This window comes from Chitinophaga sp. (assembly GCF_017745275.1).
Taxonomy (GTDB): domain Bacteria; phylum Bacteroidota; class Bacteroidia; order Chitinophagales; family Chitinophagaceae; genus Chitinophaga.
Genome location: NZ_JAGHZS010000002.1, coordinates 135752 through 154532 on the forward strand (window position 1 = coordinate 135752; position 18781 = coordinate 154532).

10 protein-coding genes and 1 tRNA gene are annotated in these 18781 nt (G+C 42.4%); 8 read left to right on the forward strand and 3 right to left on the reverse strand.

All coding sequences use genetic code 11. The features are described from left to right. Window positions 1–383: 383 nt before the first annotated feature. From J7623_RS06390 to J7623_RS06420, 7 genes are all read left to right on the forward strand, one after another. Window positions 384–2492, forward strand: a complete 2109-nt coding sequence (locus J7623_RS06390) for a MutS2/Smr-associated SH3 domain-containing protein (protein ID WP_291918712.1) — start codon at window positions 384–386, stop codon at window positions 2490–2492. Between the two features lie 125 nt (window positions 2493–2617). Continuing rightward, a complete protein-coding gene (locus J7623_RS06395; RefSeq protein WP_291918714.1) occupies window positions 2618–3505 on the forward strand; it encodes a helix-turn-helix domain-containing protein in 888 nt (295 codons plus the stop codon). A gap of 340 nt (window positions 3506–3845) precedes the next feature. After that, window positions 3846–5039 carry an efflux RND transporter periplasmic adaptor subunit gene (locus J7623_RS06400; protein ID WP_291918716.1) on the forward strand — a complete coding sequence of 398 codons (1194 nt, stop codon included), beginning with the start codon at window positions 3846–3848 and terminating at the stop codon, window positions 5037–5039. 134 nt (window positions 5040–5173) lie between these two features. After that, a complete protein-coding gene (locus J7623_RS06405; protein ID WP_291918719.1) occupies window positions 5174–8338 on the forward strand; it encodes an efflux RND transporter permease subunit in 3165 nt (1054 codons plus the stop codon). A 41-nt stretch (window positions 8339–8379) separates the two neighbouring features. Then, window positions 8380–9795 carry an efflux transporter outer membrane subunit gene (locus tag J7623_RS06410; RefSeq protein ID WP_291918721.1) on the forward strand — a complete coding sequence of 472 codons (1416 nt, stop codon included), beginning with the start codon at window positions 8380–8382 and terminating at the stop codon, window positions 9793–9795. Window positions 9796–10067: 272 nt separating this feature from the next. Next, window positions 10068–10152 (forward strand) — tRNA-Ser (locus tag J7623_RS06415). Between the two features lie 492 nt (window positions 10153–10644). After that, window positions 10645–12264: a hypothetical protein gene (locus J7623_RS06420; protein ID WP_291918723.1), complete on the forward strand. Its 1620-nt coding sequence runs from the start codon at window positions 10645–10647 to the stop codon at window positions 12262–12264. Window positions 12265–12572: 308 nt separating this feature from the next. Here the strand turns inward: J7623_RS06420 and J7623_RS06425 are convergent, their stop codons facing one another. Next, a complete protein-coding gene (locus J7623_RS06425; RefSeq protein ID WP_291918725.1) occupies window positions 12573–13706 on the reverse strand; it encodes a PDDEXK nuclease domain-containing protein in 1134 nt (377 codons plus the stop codon). Window positions 13707–14105: 399 nt separating this feature from the next. Between J7623_RS06425 and J7623_RS06430 the strand changes: the two genes are divergently transcribed. Beyond that, window positions 14106–14792, forward strand: a complete 687-nt coding sequence (locus tag J7623_RS06430) for a DUF6304 family protein (RefSeq protein WP_291918727.1) — start codon at window positions 14106–14108, stop codon at window positions 14790–14792. Between the two features lie 111 nt (window positions 14793–14903). Here the strand turns inward: J7623_RS06430 and J7623_RS06435 are convergent, their stop codons facing one another. Both J7623_RS06435 and J7623_RS06440 read right to left on the reverse strand, forming a co-directional pair. Beyond that, a complete protein-coding gene (locus J7623_RS06435; protein ID WP_291918729.1) occupies window positions 14904–17084 on the reverse strand; it encodes an alpha-N-acetylglucosaminidase in 2181 nt (726 codons plus the stop codon). A gap of 58 nt (window positions 17085–17142) precedes the next feature. Next, window positions 17143–18759 (reverse strand): RagB/SusD family nutrient uptake outer membrane protein, encoded by a 1617-nt coding sequence (locus J7623_RS06440; protein WP_291918731.1) that lies wholly within the window; start codon window positions 18757–18759, stop codon window positions 17143–17145. Between the last annotated feature and the right edge of the window lie 22 nt (window positions 18760–18781).

The following is an 18781-nucleotide window of genomic DNA, read 5'->3' on the forward strand; positions in this document are numbered from 1 at the left end:
ACACTGTAAAGGGATTGCAGCCTGTTAGAGCATCTTTATATGACCTGCTTTCCTTATAATTTACGTAATAAATGATGCAGGAGTACAACAAGTTAAGTAACTTTAACATTCTTTTGGAGTTTCCAGGTGCCCGTGGAGCTTCAAAGATATCATATAACATACGTCAGCAGCAGCAGCAGGAACAGATATAAAAAGCCGGTCATAACCGGATAACGTTTGATAGCATAATGACAAAAACGATGAAGAAGAATTAAGATTATTCCCGGATAATGCTTCCCCCGCCACCTTGATGGCAGCGCCTTTACGCGCCTGATTGTAAACCTTTTACACAGACACAAACAACGGACGATTGTTTGTGCCTTCTTACTTTAAATAAAGAACACTTGAAATATTTTCCTGAATCTGCGTTAATGCAGTTGGAATTCGATAAAGTACAGGCATTGCTGCAAGAGCATTGCAAAACAGAACTGGGCAAGGAAATGGCTTCAGAGCTGCGCCTGCATACGCACATAGATTACGTTAAAACTGCCCTTCAACAGGCACATGAATATAAGCAGCTTACGTTGCTGCAAGAGAATTTCCCGAACGATTTCATCCTGAACCTGAAAAAGGAATTACGGTTGCTGTCTATCGAAGGCGCCGTGCTCACCGGGGAACAGGCGATGCTACTGCGCAAGCTGGCAGAAAGCATGCACAGTATCGTTCGATTTTTTGATCATGACCGTCGTATCCAATACGGAGGCCTTTTTGAAGTGATCAAGGATACCCATTACGAAAAGAAAATTACGGCCACCATCGATGAAGTGCTGGATGAACTGGGCCAGGTAAAGGACAATGCCTCCCAGGAGCTGGCCAAAATCCGGATGTCACTGTTTCGTAAACGTACAGAGCTGCGCCGGATTTTTGACCGTATCCTCCAGAAATTGCAGAAACTGAACTACCTGGCCGACCAGGAAGAAGCTTTCCTGAACGGACGCCGGGTGGTAGCCATTTACGCAGAAAATAAACGGATGGTGAAAGGGCTTATTCACGGGGAATCGGATACCCGGAAAACGGCCTTCATGGAACCAGAAGAAACCATAGAGCTCAATAATGAGATCCAGTCGCTCGAAAGGGAAGAGGGCCGCGAAGTATATCGTATCCTCAAAGCCATGACAGCGGCTCTCAGTGGCTATTCGGGGTTGTTGAACAACTATCACCACATACTGGGTACATACGACTTTATCCGCGGGAAAGCCAAGCTGGCCCTGGATATGGACGCCAATTACCCCATGTTGGTGCCAACCGCCCAGTTAAACCTGATCCAGGCTTATCATCCCTTATTATTGCTGTATAATCAGAAAAATAAGAAGCCAACGATCCCGGTAAACATTAACCTGGACAAGGATGCGCATATCCTCGTGATCAGCGGACCCAATGCCGGTGGTAAAACGGTGACCCTGAAAACCATCGGGCTGATACAGCTGATGTTGCAATCGGGTTTGCTGGTGCCGGTACATCCTTCCTCCCAGATGGGCATCTTTAAACAACTGATGATCCACATCGGGGATACGCAGTCGCTGGAGTTTGAGCTGAGTACATATAGTTCTCACCTGAAGAACATGAAATATTTCATGGAAAACGCCAACGGCAAAACCCTGTTCTTCATTGACGAGCTGGGAAGCGGTTCGGATCCTAACCTGGGCGGGGCATTTGCGGAGGTGATCATGGAAGAACTGGCCAAGAAACATGCTTATGGCGTGGTGACCACCCACTATCTCAACCTGAAGGTGATGGCCAACAAAGTAAAGGGTATCATTAACGGGGCCATGGGCTTTGACGAGGCTACCTTGTTACCCATGTATAAGCTGATGGTAGGAAAGCCGGGTAGTTCTTATACCTTCTCTATTGCAGAGCGTATCGGGTTACATCCTTCGTTGATTGCCCGTGCCAAGAAGCTGGTAGATGAAGGGCATTTCCAACTGGACAAGTTGCTGAATAAGGCTGAACAGGATCTGCAGAAGGTAGAAAGTAAAGAAAAGGAGCTGCAGAAATTACTGAAGGAAAATGAGCGTTTGAAGAAGGAGTATGAGGTACTGGCAGATAAAGAACGCAAGCAGCAACAGTATACGCTGTTGAAATTACAGAACCAGATTAAGGAAGATGACCTCCAGTATCTGAAGGATATGGAACGGAAGCTGAAGCAGATAGTGATTGAATGGAAACGTGCAGATGATAAAGAAAAGGTGATGAAGCAGGCGGAAATATTGCTGTTCCGTCGCCGTGAAAAGCAGCATACCGAACAACATAATAAGAAAGTGCAGGAGAAGTTCCAGGAAATAAAAGGAGAGATAGAAGTAGGCATGCAGGTGAAGATTGTAACAAACCGGCAGGTAGGTAAGGTGCTGGAGATCCGTGATAAGCGCGCCATTGTGAAGATCGGCAACATTCCTATTAATGTGAAGTTAAGTGACCTGGTACTTGTGCAGGAGAAAGTAGAAGAAGGGAAATGATATAGCTAACGATCGGATAGGATATAGAAAATATCTATGCCGCGTATAGTTGGAGGATAGAGATTTAATCAGCTACCTTTACTTCGTTGAATTTAAATGATTATAACCGATAAAGTATTAAACCAATGGAAGTATTAGAAAGTGTTGTAACACGCATTTCGAATGTACCGGTTTATAACTGTGATTATGCCAACGGCGCCAACTTTTTCATGGGAGAGTGGAGTGGCTGTGAAGGGTGTGTAGATTCTATGAATGTACCGCACCGGCATAACGGCTATAGTATAGATATATTAATTAAGGGAAGAATTAGCCAGTCTATCGATTTTAAACATTTTGAAATGGAGGCCCCCGCGCTGATGCTGATGGAACCTAACCAGGTGCATCAGCATCAGATGAGTGAGGATGCCGAGTTAATCAATATTTATTTCACCAGCGACTTCCTGGTACCAGAAATGCAGGGAGTGGTGAGTTGCTGGCATTGTATATTCAGTTCGGGGATGGTACCATTGAATGAGGAGCAGCTGGAGGAAGTGTTGGGTTATACAGACCTGATCCGGAAAGAATATAACAGTGATAAGGTCCGGAAGGACGCTATTATCCGCAACCTGTTAAATGCGTTTGTGATTGCCTGTGGACGGATTTCTGAACCTGCCGGTAACTGGATGAATTCAGAAAGTTCACAATATAATATGGCCCGTCAGTTTAAGATACTGGTAGACCAGCATTTTCATGAGAAAGCGCAGGTATCTGACTATGCGGAAATGTTGTACGTTTCACCGGGACACTTAAATGACACGGTGAAAGCGTTGTTGGGAAGAAATGCGAAAAACATCATTGATGAAAAACGCATTATGGAAGCAAAACGGCTACTGTATTGGGGTGAGCACTCCATTAAGCAGATTGCATCGCAGTTAAGTTTTGAAGATGATGCCTATTTTAACCGCTTTTTTAAGAAGCATTCGGGATATACCCCCGCATCATTTCAAAAGAGTATCCGTGAAAAGTACAATTAAACCCGTAATAATTTAAATGCCCGTTAACATTAAATATCTATTTTTGCATAGTGTTTAAAATAATGATGTCGCCCGTGCATCATTCAAAATTTGAAAACCGATGAGAATTTTTTAGCGGCCAACCGCACATCTTCAATTTCTTTTTTACAGTAGTAACATATTGCTGTACTCAAACGTATCATGTGCTGTAAGCATGTACGTGTCTGAGTTGCGGGGCTGCTTACCTGTATTTTACCACCCAATGCTGTCACTGATATTGATTGCTGCGAAGCAAGGCTGCTTGTTATTTGCCTGATTCGTTAAGGGGAATTTTATTGTTAGTCGTTAAAAAAAATGTAGTATGAAACCATTGAAATCAACATTGACCACATTGCCGGCAGGCTTACTTTATAGTTTTTTTGTTCTTTCGGTATTGTCTGCCTGCAGCACATCACAGGCAAAAAATGAAGCACCACCACCACCAGCGTTACCTGTAATTAAAGCAGTTACATTACCTGCTACCACGTTCCAGGATTTCCCTGCTTCGGTGGAAGGAACCCGTGATGTGGAAATAAGACCACAGGTAGACGGTTATCTGACGAATATTTCAGTAGATGAAGGTGCTTACGTTAGAAAAGGTCAAACACTTTTCACAATCGACAGAAGACCATATGTAGAGCAACTCAACAATGCTACTGCAAATTTACAAGCTGCAACAGCGGCATTAGCGAATGCACAAATCAACGTTGATAAATTGAAACCGTTACTTACTAATAATGTGGTATCGGATGTTCAATTAAAATCGGCTGAGGCAAGTTACAATTCAGCGAAAGCCAATGTTGCCCAGGCCCAGTCACAGGTAGAAGCCGCCCGTATCAATCTCGGGTTCACAAATATTACCGCCCCCAGCGATGGTTATGTAGGTAGTATTCCTTTTAAAACAGGAAGCCTGGTAAGCAGGGGAATGACAGGCGCATTGACTACCATTTCTGAAGTAAAGGATATGCGTGTTTATTTTTCTTTGAGTGAAACAGATTTCCTCAAATTCAAGGAAAAATATCCAGGTAACAACATTGCTGAAAAAGTAAAAGGAATGCCAGCAGTAGAATTAATCCTGGCAGATGGAAGTGTCTATCCTGAAAAAGGAAAAGTTGAAATAGTAGAAGGGCAGTTTGACAAAACTATTGGTGCAATTAGTTTACGTGCCAGCTTCCCTAATGCACAGGGAGTACTTAGAAGTGGTAGTACTGGTAAAGTCAGAGTACCTACTTTACATGCTTCTGCATTGGTAATTCCACAGGAAGCTACGTTTGAATTGCAGGACAAAGTGTTCGTTTATACAGTGGCCGATAGTAATAAAATCGTTACAAAACCACTCACCATTTCTGGCAAAACGTCTAATTATTATTTTGTTACTGATGGCGTAAAAGTGGGAGATAACATTGTATTATCTTCTCAATCTACCATGATGATGGGTGGTTTAAAAGATGGCGTTGTTATTCAGCCACAGATAGTATCTATAGATAGTTTGTTGAAAGCAAAGCCGCTGCTTTAAAATGATGAAGCGTGAAAGCACGCTGGTGTTAAGAACGTTTACACAAACCATTATTCAAATTGTGACGCAGGCAGTGTTACACAAATACACTGTTTGTGTTCGTGCGGACATACCGCATCCCATAATTGTTATTTATGTTAAAACGATTTATTGAAAGGCCGGTATTATCAACGGTTATTTCTATCATATTGGTTATACTGGGAGGGTTGTCTTTATTCTCCCTGCCTACGGCCTTATTTCCTGAGATTGCGCCGCCATCTGTACAGGTTATCGCCAATTATCCCGGTGCGAATGGGGAGGTGATATCCCGTACAGTTGCTACCCCGATAGAAGAATCGGTAAATGGTGTGGAGAACATGACGTACATGACCTCCAATTCCAACAACGATGGTAGCTACATCCTGACCGTTTTTTTTAAACAAGGAACGGATCCTGATATTGCGGCGGTAAACGTACAAAACCGCGTATCTAAAGCTAATAGCCAGCTACCTCCCGAAGTATTGCAAGCCGGGCTTTCTACACAGAAAGTACAGAGCAGCTTCCTGATGTTTGTGGCCTTATATAGTGAGGATAGCGTTAAGTACAACGAGCTGTTCTTAAATAACTATGCCAGAATCAATATCATCCCCCAGTTACAACGTATACCAGGGGTGGCACAGGTACAGCCGTTTGGTTCAAAAGATTATTCGATGCGTATCTGGTTGAAACCCGATAGGCTTGTTGCCAATAATCTTTCTACAGCAGAAGTAATGAACGCGATCAAAGATCAGAACGTAGAAGCTGCACCAGGACGTTTGGGACAAAGTAGTAAAGAATCTTTCGAGTATATTATTAAGTACAAGGGAAAGTTAAATAAGCCTGAAGAGTATGAGAATATGGTGATTAAGGCGAACAACGATGGTTCTGTTCTTCGTCTTAAAGATTTGGCCAGGGTTGAACTTGGTGGCTACACTTATACTGCCTCGAACTTACTTGATGGCAAACCGGCCACTGGTTTTGGTATTGTGCAGACACCCGGTTCCAATGCGAATGAAATTCTTACAGAACTGGAACGACAGATTGGAGAATTTGATAAGGCGTTACCCGGTGGTATGAAGTTTAAGATCATGTACAACTCCAAGGAATTTTTGGATGCATCTATTGACCAGGTAAAAGAAACACTGATCATTGCCTTCATCCTTGTGGCCATCGTGGTTTTCATTTTCCTGCAGGATGTGCGCTCTACATTGATCCCGGTAATTGCTGTTCCGGTTTCGATTATAGGTACCTTCTTCTTCTTACAGTTATTCGGCTTTAGTATTAACCTGCTTACATTGTTCGCATTGGTACTGGCTATTGGTATTGTGGTGGATGATGCCATTGTGGTGGTGGAGGCCGTACACTCAACGATGGAACGAGAGCATTTAGCGGCAAGAGAAGCAACTGTTAAAACCATGAGTGAGATATCCGGTGCGATTGTTTCGATCACATTGGTAATGGCAGCGGTGTTTGTACCAGTAAGTTTTGTGCAAGGTCCGGCAGGCGTATTCTATAAACAATTCGCCTTTACACTGGCCATCGCTATCTTTATTTCTGCGGTGAATGCGTTGACGTTAAGTCCGGCGTTGTGTGCTTTATTCTTAAAGAACCAGCATATAGGTGAAGGTGGACAGAAAAAAGGTTTTGGTGCCCGCTTCTTCTATGCGTTTAATACCGCCTTTAATGCAATGACCGCAAGATATATACGGAGCATCAAATTCCTGCTGAAGAACAGGTGGGTAGCTATTACCGGATTATTGCTTGTGGTGGTTGCTACAGTTTGGCTGATCAAAACAACGCCTACCGGGTTTATTCCGGATGAAGATCAGGGGTTTGTAGTTGGTATTACCCAAACACCTCCTGGTAGTTCACTGAGCAGAACAGAGAATGCAACCAGCCAGATTAGTAAAATTGTGATGAAAGATGATGGTGTGAGCGATGTATGGGCTGCCAATGGGATGAACTTCGTTACAAATGCGAACGCTTCCCCTAATGCTGCGGTATTTGTGAGGTTAAAAGATCGTAAGGAGAGAGGTGTTGTAAAAGACCCAACTGCTATTGCAGGCGGTTTGTTAGGCAAATCAATGCAAGTACATGATGCCTTGACTTTTTTCGTTGGTTTTCCAACCATACAGGGTTTCGGTAACGTGAGCGGTGTGGAAATGATGTTGCAGGACAGAACAAACGGATCGCTGGAAAAATTAGCAGGAACGGCATGGGGCTTTGTTGGTGCATTAAGTCAGCGGCCAGAAGTGGCAAGTGCGTTCACTACTTTTAATACAGGTAATCCACAATACACAATTGATATAGATGAAGTAAAAGTGAAACAATTGGGTGTATCTGTTGGTGATTTGTTGAGTACGCTGCAAACGTATTATGGTAGTAGTTTCGTTTCAGACTTTAACCGTTTCGGGAAATATAGCCGCGTAATGGCGCAGGCTGATGTTTCATACCGGATGGATAAAGGTTCGTTGGATGCTATTTATGTAAAGAACAACCTGGGTACGATGGTACCGGTAAGTACCGTGGCCAAATTCACACGTGTATATGGCCCGGAAACAGTTACACGAAACAACCTGTATACTGCTGTTACCATTAATGCTACACCTAAACCAGGTTATAGCACCGGTGATGTAATTACAGCCATTAAAGAAGTATCGAAAAAAGCATTGCCACAAGGATATGCTTATGAGTTCACGGGTATTACAAGGGAAGAGATAAGAGCGGGGAACCAGACTGCGTTCGTGTTTTTATTGAGTGTGTTGTTCGTATTCTTCCTGCTGGCTGCACAGTATGAAAGCTATATCCTGCCACTGGCAGTAATCCTTACAGTACCTACGGGGATATTAGGTGTATATAGTTTCATTGGCTTGAGCGGTATAGATAGTAATATCTACGTACAAATAGGTATGATTATGCTGATAGGATTATTGGCTAAAAATGCGATCCTGATCGTGGAGTTTGCCTTACAACGGCGAAGAGCGGGTTATAAGCTTATACCGGCGGCTTTGGAAGCAGCACAGCTCCGTCTTCGTCCAATATTGATGACTTCCTTTGCCTTTATTGTTGGTATGATGCCATTAATCTTTACACAAGGAGCATCTGCCAAAGGCAATCATTCCATTGGTTGGAGTACTGTAGGCGGCATGTTTACCGGGGTGGTCCTGGGGGTATTCATCATACCTGTGCTGTTTGTAATTTTCCAGTTCCTGCAGGAGAAAATCAGCCGTAAGCCGATAGTGCAAGTGGAAGCAGAACATGATGCAAAGCTGGTACACTAAAATATTAGCATTATCTATTATCAGAATTAGAAAAAAGACAGATGAAAACAAGATATAGCTCATTTTACTTTTTGTTGTTCTCCTTAGTTGTAGGGTTAGCAGCATGCCGGGTTGGCCGCAATTACGAGCGGCCCCCGGTGGCGCTGCCCCAGCAGTTTGGAACCGTGGCACCTTCCGATAGCAGCATAGCAGAAATAGAATGGAAGAAATTTTTTACCGATGCCACTTTGCAGCAGTTAATAGACAAAGCCGTTACCGGCAACTACGACCTGCAGCTGGCCGTGAAGAGAGTAGAAAGCGCACAGGCGTACCTGAAACAGGCGAAATTGGCGTGGTTGCCAGCCTTTAACGCTACGGCATCTGCCAGCACAAACTTCCCGTCCAAAAATAGCTTTACAGGTCTGAACCTCTCTGCCAATAACCTGGGAGATCACCTGGAAGACTTCAACTTAGGCGTTGGTATGTCGTGGGAAATAGATATCTGGGGCAAAATACGTCGGCAGAAAGAAGCCGCACTGGCTACCTACCTGCAGTCGTACGAAGGTGCCCATGCCGTGCAAACCGGCCTGGTAGCAGCTGTTGCCAACAGTTACTTCAACCTGCTGATGCTGGACAACCAGCTTAGCATTGCCCGCAGAAACCTGGAATTAAGCGATACCATTGTAAAAATGATCCGTTTACAGAAAGCTGCGGGTGAAGTCACCGAGCTGGGTGTACAACAGGCCATTTCACAGCAACAGACCGCAGAACTGCTGGTACCACAGCTGGAACAAGGCATTGCAATCCAGGAAAATGCACTGCGTATTTTAACCGGAGAACTACCGTCTACGATTACACGCAGCAGCACACTGGCTACCTTCCAGGTAGCGGATGCTTTGCCAACCGGTATCCCGGCTAATATGATCAGTCGCCGCCCCGATGTGCGTGCCAGCGAAATGGGACTGGTAGCAGCTAATGCACTGGTAGGCGCAGCACAAGGCAATATGTATCCAACACTGACCATCACTGGCAGCGGCGGCGTAAATGCCTTCAAAGCCAGCACCTGGTTTAACTTACCTGCATCCCTGTTTGGTACTGTAGCGGGTGGACTTACTCAGCCTATCTTCCAGCGCCGTGCCCTGAAAACACAGTTGGAAGTAGCTAAAATACAACGTGAACAAGCTGTGATCCAGTTTAAACAATCCGCCCTGAATGCAGTAGGAGAGGTGAGTGATGCGCTGGTAAAACTTGATAAAGTAAAAACACAGCAGGAAATTGCGATCAGGCAGGTAAATACCTCACAACTGGCGGTACAACAGGCACAATTACTGTTCCGCAGTGGTATGGCTAACTACCTGGAGGTGATCACCGCACAGGGACGTTCCCTGCAGGCGGAACTGGCTAAAGCCGATATTGATCGTCAGCGTTTAACTGCCATGGTAGATTTATACCGCTCTTTAGGCGGCGGTTGGAAATAAGATATAAGAAAGGTATAGGAAACAATGCTGCAGGGTAGCAGTCGATAGAAAGAGTAATACTGCCTGATGGCAGGTGGAAATAATGAATGACGAATTACGGATTAAAGCGAAGATCCAAAGACGAATTTTTGAATCAAATGCCCGGTAAAATAGCGCTTTAGGTCCGTAGTTCGTCATTTTGTATTTTATATATCCGCTCTGGTGGCTGGTTTGAAAAATTTTTGCAATTTTTTTTTTATTTTCAAATTCTTTTATACTTTTGCAACCCACACGGAGAGTTGGCAGAGCGGTCGATTGCGGCAGTCTTGAAAACTGTTGACTGTAACAGGTCCCGGGGTTCGAATCCCTGACTCTCCGCAAAAAGTGATACAAAAGTTCATTATTGAATTTTGTATCACTTTTTTAGTTTTAAGATGGTGTTTACCAGGTGTTTTCAATTTGAAAAGCGGATTCGATAGAGATGTTTTGTATTGAGATTTTTTTTGATCATGATTTCTGTAACCCATCTTTTTTTACTTATAAATATGATTATTAGTGAGTTAGGAATAGTTGAAATAACTCGTTAATCATGTGCGAATTGACCAAAAAGCAATAAGTATAAGAGATTCGAACCCCGATTAATTTTTCCCTTATCAAGAACCTGAGAGCTGATGTTTTTGTAATCGTATTGCCTTTTTATTTTCAATTTCGGCTATCGGAGCTAGGACCCCGTCAGTATAGGCATCATCAATATTTATGCTTTTTTGAGCGTCTGTATTATATTTAATATCTGTAGTTACTTTATAATGGTACAAACTAACAACTATGATATTTCTACGTTCTACGATTGTTTTCTTTCTGTTGTTAGTTATGCAACAAGGCTACAGCCAGTCAGCTGAAATAAACCTTAAATTTAGATATGGGAATGAAGTTAATCCCATAGGTATCGATGTAGAATACATTCTGTCGGCTGATTTTAGCAATAGTACTGAGAGGTTAGTATTTTTGTACGATAGAATGTATCCATTGCAAAGAAGCAGTGATACTGTTTCCAACCTCCAAGTGAAAGATAGGTTGGGCGTATTTCCCCTTAAACTTCTGCCCAATGATAAATTAGATGGTTCTGGCTACCTTAGGTGGAGTGCATTAAGGGCTCAGGATGGACCGGTAACGGTTTCGTACTTTGTACCACTAGCTCCCCCGCTTGCGTTGAAAAGTGGGCCTGTAAAGGATTTACAGGCTGCTGGGGATGGAATATCAGGCGCACTCGGAAGTTTTTTGCTATTCCCTGATCAATCAAAAAAAATTAATATTAATCTCCATTGGATATTAAATAATGGCCAGGATGCTGTCTGCAGCCAGGGGGTGGGTAAAAATATTTCATTCCAAACATCCTTAGACGACCTTTTTGAGATACAGTTTCTAGCGGGTAGTCTATATGCTTATGCAAACAATAAAATTACTGCCGGCTTTAACATGTACGGTCTTGGACAGGAAGTAAACGATGAATTAAATACTTCTGCCGACTGGTATTCAAAAGCGTATGAAATAATAAGAGATAGCTTGAATGGCTCACCAACTGTACCTTTTTATTATTTTTTTCGCTCTTATAATGGTAATCCAATGTCAAGTGGAAGAGCTGGTAGTGGATCGTTCCTGCTATATCTTCCCAAAAAGATATCGATGAATGATGAGGATATAAGAATATTATCTGCCCATGAAATGATACATGTATTTGTATCAGACCTCGTTGATCCTGATGATTTAACAGATTGGTATATCGAAGGTATCGCCGACTATCTTTCAGTAAAATTATTATACGATGGCCATTTGATTGACGTGAAAAAATATCTGGAGGAGATAAATGGCCAAGCGGCTGTATATTATACCAATAAGTTGAGGAGTATACCAAATCAAAAAATACCAGAAACCATGTGGTCTGGTACTAATGCCTGGACTACGCCATACAGTAGGGGAGCAATGTATTTTGCCGATCTTGAGGGTAAACTAAAACAGCACAGGGCAAAAGTAACTGTACTTTCGCTGGTTAATGTATTGAATGCTATGAAAAAGCGGGGAGAGAAGATCTCTTCGGAGTCATGGGTAAACTTGCTGGAAAAGGAGGTTGGAGCATGGGCATTAGCGGATTATGAGACCATGCTTTCTGGTAAGTTGCTGATTCCGGGAGATAATGCTTTTGGTGAGAGCTTTAAACGAAAACCTGTTAAGGCCAGCTTTTTTGATTTGGGATTTGATTATCCTAAGTCGATTAAAGCAGGAGAGCACATTAAAAACCTGAGGGCAAATTCTCCTGCTGCAAAAGCTGGATTAAAAGAAGGAGATATTATTAACAGTGATGTAGATCTTTTTCCATTATACAAAAGCTATTCAAAATTTTTAACCATTGACGTAAGAAGAAATGGAAAAATCATCTCAATTAGATATCATCCCCGTTCAACCTCGGCCAGTGCATATAAATGGATATTTTAAAGCCATCGAAGAATGTTAGAAGCGGTATAATTATCTGAAGTTTACCGTTTCAAATAATGTTAAAAGTGGTAGCAGGTGTTCGACTGTGATCCCTGACTCTCCGCAGAAATTTAAAAAAGCCTTTGGTGATGAACCAAAGGCTTTTTGTTTTGAGTGTATTGCGGCAGTCTTATCACAAACGATTTTGACTGTAGCAGATCCGAGGTTCGAATCCCTCTCTCTCCGCAACTAAGTAAAAAGTGGGTATAATCGAGCAAAATCGCTTAATTGTATCTACTTTTTTATGGTCATATTTTTCCTGTATTAGACTATACCAATTTCCTTTGCTCTTCTTCTATAATCTTTGCCAATTCATCTTCACTAGGCAGGTTAATAAGATACTTAGATACGAAAACTTGCTGTGGTAAACCGGAGGTTGCATACCTAACCAGGTTCTCATTCTTACTTGCACAGAGTATAATGCCTACTGGCGGATTATCGCCTTCATGCATTTCATTTTCTTTATAATAGTTCAGGTAGACGTTCATTTGGCCGGCATCTGCGTGTGTAAATTCGCCGATCTTTAAATCCAAAAGGACGTGGCATTTTAGTATACGATGATAAAATACCAAATCTATACGGTAATGCGTATTATCGAAAGTTATACGTCTTTGCCTGGCTTCAAAACAGAATCCCCTACCTAATTCCAAAAGGAAAGTTTGCAGATGAGTTATTATCCCATGTTCAAGGTCTGATTCGGTATATATGTCTTTTTCTTCCAGTCCTAAAAATTCAAGCATGTAGGCATTGCGAAATATATTCTCAGCTTTCAATTCCGCCTGTTTCACGTTCCTATTTAATACGGCATGTTTATTAGTACTTAATCCAGTCCTCTCATATAGCATACTGTTTATTGCCCGTTGCAAATCGCGCACACTCCAACTATTCCTAATTGTTTCCACTTCATAAAATTCACGTTTCAACGTGGTGTCCAATTTGAGTAACTCAATGAAATGTGAAAAACTAAGTCTTTCTAATAGTAGATTTGAGACCAAATTATTATCTGTCTCTACTGCTTCAGTTTGAGTTGTTATCGATTTTGCGGACAATAAGCGCAAAATCCTAACACCATGTGAATCAGATAAATACAATTTTGCGGACGATGTCCGCAAAATGTCGGAATATGCCTTATAAAAGTCTTTACAAATGTAGAGATGCCTTTCCCTAAGAGAAGTAATACCTCCATTTTTCAGATTTGCAGCAATCTCTTTATAAAGTCTTTGACCATAGACCGCCCTATCATTTCCATGTTGCTCGTACTCAACTATATAAAAGCCTATTATCCAGTTACGCAATGTTAAAGCAGTATTTACCTGCTTTTGCACTTTATTGAGGAAATATTGGTTAGTTTCTTTAATACTGTCGACAAGTGTTTCAATGTTAATTTCTATGGCGTTTTTCATATTGGAGATAAATCGTGTGGTTAACTTCTTTTTGCTAAAATAAATCATTTTCAGATTTATTTTAGCAAAAAAACCTCATAATAATATCAATATCAATTAGATAAATGTAATATTAATTGTAGTTATCTTCTCTCACTTCGTGGGAAAGCGAAACGCTCATTTAATGAAAGTCAGAATTTGAGATAAATCCCTTTCAAACTGGTTCGAAACTTGTCCCCAATAGTCCGCAGAAATTTAAAAAAGCCTTTGGTGATGAACCAAAGGCTTTTTGTTTTGAGTGTATTGCGATAGTCTTATTCTTATCAGCGTTCCATCATTCTTATCAGTTGTTATATAATTGCCGGCTCAAGACGCATTGAAGGAATAAATTGATACTTTAGCTATTGTAATTTAATAATAGTGCAGACCTATAAAGGAACCTATACAGACGCCTTTGGAACAATAGATATTATTGTTGAAAACGATTACAGTACATTGTCCTGTGAAATTGACGGCGTACGATTTTCCGGCGGACAGCTTTCAGATTTTGAAACAAATAATAAATATACAGCGGAAGAGCTTGCAAGATTTACTTTTTATGAAATCCAGATATACAATTCCGATCGCTCTGTCCAAATGCTTTGTAACTGTATATTTACGATTGTTATCCCACAGATCATTATTGATAAATCGTCGAATACAACGTTTGATGTTGATTTGAAACTTGAATGTTCACTAGGCAAACCAAGGCATCTGCCCGGACAAGGAATTGAACATGAATATATAAAAGCAAGTTTTATTATAAATGGACAAAACTTTGAAGGTACAGGGGAGAATGCGGAAGCGGTTTTTGATCAAATCAGTAAACAGTTTAACGACAGGTATCAGTTTAAGAACTGCTATGGCTGCATGTTTGGTGACTACAGTGTGTATGGACAAAATAGTTTTGGCGGAATGCTTTGCTATGTGTTGCAAAAAGAGGAATATCTAAAAGTAAAAACAAAAAATGATTATACTTTATTATCCGGAGAGGTAAGCTTGGTGCAGGAGACATATCTCTGTGAAAAATATGAACCCCGCAAACCGGGAACAGGTTACAGAGGTTGATCAAAAAGAGGTCCGCTCTCCGCAGAAATTTAAAAAAGCCTTTGGTTCATGACCAAAGGCTTTTTGTTTTGAGGGTATTACGTTAGTCTTATCAAAGTCTCTTGTTCATTGCTATTCATATTTAGGCCGGTACTTATGATATAATTCCTGTGCAACAGCGATACTTTCTCCAGTCGGCATATCACTAAATTTGTTTTGTTTGTTCACCCATTGCCATTCCCATTGTTTAATCTTCTCCTCAAATCCATTATAATCAGCGGGAGCCCCGTTTCTAAGCGATAACTGCAACATATCAAAATACTGTATCCATCTCTGGCAATAAAAGTTGCTGAGTAAACCGCTCCACTGCCTGTTGGAATATTCATGTAAAGGACTGTTTGCATCTCCCCATAATGTGATGAGGTCACGGGCGTTCCGCTCATATAAGGCGCTTTCTTCACTATTATTTCCCCACCTGGTAGCAGATGATAACCATGGTCCGAGCATAAAATCCTTTCTTGTAGCTAATAGCCTGTCCATATCATTGATCAGGGTTATAAACTGTTTACTGTATAGCAGGAAACGTGTACTGTCTTTGTCATTGTAAGCCTTCACCCACATACGTTGTAGCGGGTGTGCATAATTAGCTAATACCTGCCTGGTAATATCTACCAGGTCATAGCGGAATCCATCTGTGTTTACCCCATTTGCAGCCGCCGTCATAAAGATGTCCCAGGCTGGTATCAGTTCATTCCGGTTGTAGTTCAACCGGGTACGTGTCCATTCCGTAGTTGAGTCCAATGTTGGTCTGCCTGTGATGATAGACTCGGCTCCATCTCTGATCAGCTGGCCGTTATAAACCGTTTTTCTTAATATATCCCATGCGCCGACAAGCCGCTGATCAGTAGTACGATAGCGGTTTAAGACATATTTTTTTAGCCAATCACTGATCACCACAGGTGCCGATTGCCAGGTATGCTGCATCATTAATTCATACATGACAGGATTCTGTTCAATAGCTTCCATGGTTAAACCGATGCCACTCATACGCCCGGATGCCACATCTTTCAGGGCAAGTGCAGGTGCTACCGCCACACTGTCCATACGCCCGAAAAGATTTACATTCCCTCCAAAATTGTTGAGCATATTCCAGATCCAGGGCTTCCCATAAAATGCAGCTGTTCTTTTCCATACCGGTTCAATTTCCGCAGCCAGGTCCAGCAGGATCATCTTATCGTCGGGCACTGCTTCCAGCAAGGCCCTGGTTTGTTCATTGCCCCAAAACTTACGGTCGCTATAAAATAGCCATCCCTGCATCACCCATATTGCCGCGGTATCTGCCTGCCGCATACCATCATAAATTCTGGCACTTAACCTCGACAGGAAAAGCGAGTCGTTTGAAGGCGGTTCATTTTCGTTGAAGGTATCTGCAGAATACAGGTGGTCCGTACCATACAAACGGGTTTGTACTTCAAGAAACTTTTTCCCTATCAGCGCAAACCGGGGATCCTCTGCATCAAGAATATAAGTATCCGCAAAACCATTTTTCCAGTTGGTAGACTTAATTTTAGCGGTTGGAAATTTCTTTCTGAATGCAGGAGGCACATGACCGGTAAATGCGGGGAGTACAGGTTTCATTCCTAATTCTCTTTGCCGTTGCAGGATCTTTATCTGCAGATCTTTGTGGCTTTCTATCCAGCTCATAGGTAAGGGCCCTCCCCAGGCATCTAAATTACCCATCCAGAACCAGGCAGTATAGGCCGGTCCGCTGAAGAAACCGGCCAGTTCCTCATCTGTGAATCCCATTTCCTTGTATACCAGGTACCACGTGTATTCTTCACCCGTTATTGCCAGCGGCATATTGATACCATGCAATGCCATCCAGTCGATCTCTTTCTCCCATCGTGCCCAATCCCACCAGGTCATACTATAGTTGAAAGTGCAATAGTTCAGGTAATAGCGATACTTATAGGGAGACTCACGTTGTATTTTCTTTGTCACTACGGGCAACTTTGCCGGCAGATGAAGGTTAGTGCCATTCCAGGTGATCTGGCAATGGCAATATTCTTCAAGGTAATAATACAGCGCAGCAGCAATGGCTATTCCATTATTCCCACGCAGTATAATCTTAGCACCTTTACTCTCTATCTCAAAAATATCTTTGCCATGCTGCCCCTGTAACGGAGCCACTATAAAATGTTGCTGTTGGTACGGTAACACTCTTCCTACCAGGTTCTGTGCAGCAGTAATGTTTAACTGCCCGTAGGCATAATCAGCAGATAAAAAAAGAAGCAGACAAAGTAATTTCTTCATGAGAATAATGATATGATCAATGACATACGCGGGACATATAAAGAGATGACCCTATAGATCAATAGCCTGGATTCTGCACCAACGCAGGATTGAGTTGGAGAGCAGAGGTGGGTATAGGGAATATGCGATGATTCACATCAGCATCTGTTTTGAATCCCCATTTCCCTTCATACTTACCAAAACGGATCATGTCATTTCTATGCCAGGACTCCCATACCAGTTCTCTGCATCGCTCCGCATAAATGCCTTCGAGTGTAAGGGTGGTGAGTGCCGGAGAAGTTGTACGCTGTGCTCTCAGCTCATTTACGAGTGAGAGGGCTGTCTGCCCCATCGTTGCAGTGCCGCCACGAAGGATCGCTTCCGCTTTCATCAGCACCACGTCTGAATAGCGGAGTAAAGGAATATCATTTTTCTGATTCCGGTTAAGAGATGTTGCATCAGGATAGAATTTGATGTTGCGATATCCCATATTCCAGGCTATTTCATCGTTGCCGGCATCAAATGAATTTACATCCTGCCGTAATGTAATTTCCGGTTTGATATCTATCTGGTAGGTATACGGAGCGGCACCATCAGCACCGGTATAAAACTGATCATATCCTTTTTTGGTGGTGGTTACGGTTGCCGGAGTAACACCATCAGCGAGGAATTGAGGGCCGGTCAGCCATTGCCCGTTACGTACATCATTTGGATCGTTGAAGTTGGCATAAAACGACGGCAAAGTACTGATAGCACCATCCGGCGTGAAGGGCAGTTTATATTTAGTGGCGGCCAGTCCACGGGGCACATCATAGCGCGCGTGCAGGTTCTGAGCCCTGAATGGGAACGTATTTGTCCAGGAAGGATCAAAAGGTATTGCAAAAATAAATTCTTTCATCTGCGGACCATTATTGGGATAGAACATCTGGAGATATGTACTGGCAGGTTCTATTGCATACATGCCGGATTTGATCACGTTGTCGCATGCGGCGATGCAGTCATTGTTACGCTGTGTTCCGGTGTATACTTCTGCATTCAGATATAACTTGGCCAGTAAAGCATAGGCAGTCCATTTGTTAGCCCTTCCGTAGGTTGATACATCTGCGGCAGGGTTCAGCGATGGGATACAAGCTTTAATTTCATTTTCAATAAATGTAAATACCTGGGCTCTCGGTACATTGCGCTTAGGGGTAAAATCACCGTTGACAGTATCCAGTGGTATATTTCCATAGTTATCCATCATGAGATAATAGGCGATTGCGCGTACCATTTTCAATTCTGCCAGGGTGGTATTTTTATTTGCACCTTCCGGCATATTCTTCCCCAGAATGGCCAGGGACTGATTCACGGTACCGATAATGGTGGAGCACCAGGTCCAGTTTCCATTTACCCCTGAATGATCTTTTGTCCATGTGTGGTAGTGGTATTGCTGGAACTCCGCGCCATTAAACCAGTTGCCTCCTCTTGCAGGAAAGATCGCTTCATCAGTAGTTAATGTCTGAAGGAAAAAATACTCTACAGAAATATTTCCTCTCAGGGCAACATATGCAGGCCCTGTTGCTGCAATAAACTGTGCACTATCGGTGGGGAAAACGCCGGGTGTAAGTTCAGACGTTATAGGAACTTCCAGTTTGTAACAGGAAGCAAAAACGGACAACAGCAAAGGAAGAGATATATATTGAATTAGTTTTTTCATACAACGCTTTTTTAGAGATACT

Coding starts and splice junctions, on each gene's coding strand:
- J7623_RS06395 (WP_291918714.1), top strand. CDS start 2,618: ATGGAAGTATTAGAAAGTGTTGTAACACGCATTTCGAATGTACCGGTT.
- J7623_RS06400 (WP_291918716.1), top strand. CDS start 3,846: ATGAAACCATTGAAATCAACATTGACCACATTGCCGGCAGGCTTACTT.
- J7623_RS06405 (WP_291918719.1), top strand. CDS start 5,174: ATGTTAAAACGATTTATTGAAAGGCCGGTATTATCAACGGTTATTTCT.
- J7623_RS06410 (WP_291918721.1), top strand. CDS start 8,380: ATGAAAACAAGATATAGCTCATTTTACTTTTTGTTGTTCTCCTTAGTT.
- J7623_RS06420 (WP_291918723.1), top strand. CDS start 10,645: ATGCAACAAGGCTACAGCCAGTCAGCTGAAATAAACCTTAAATTTAGA.
- J7623_RS06425 (WP_291918725.1), bottom strand. CDS start 13,706: ATGAAAAACGCCATAGAAATTAACATTGAAACACTTGTCGACAGTATT.
- J7623_RS06435 (WP_291918729.1), bottom strand. CDS start 17,084: ATGAAGAAATTACTTTGTCTGCTTCTTTTTTTATCTGCTGATTATGCC.
- J7623_RS06440 (WP_291918731.1), bottom strand. CDS start 18,759: ATGAAAAAACTAATTCAATATATATCTCTTCCTTTGCTGTTGTCCGTT.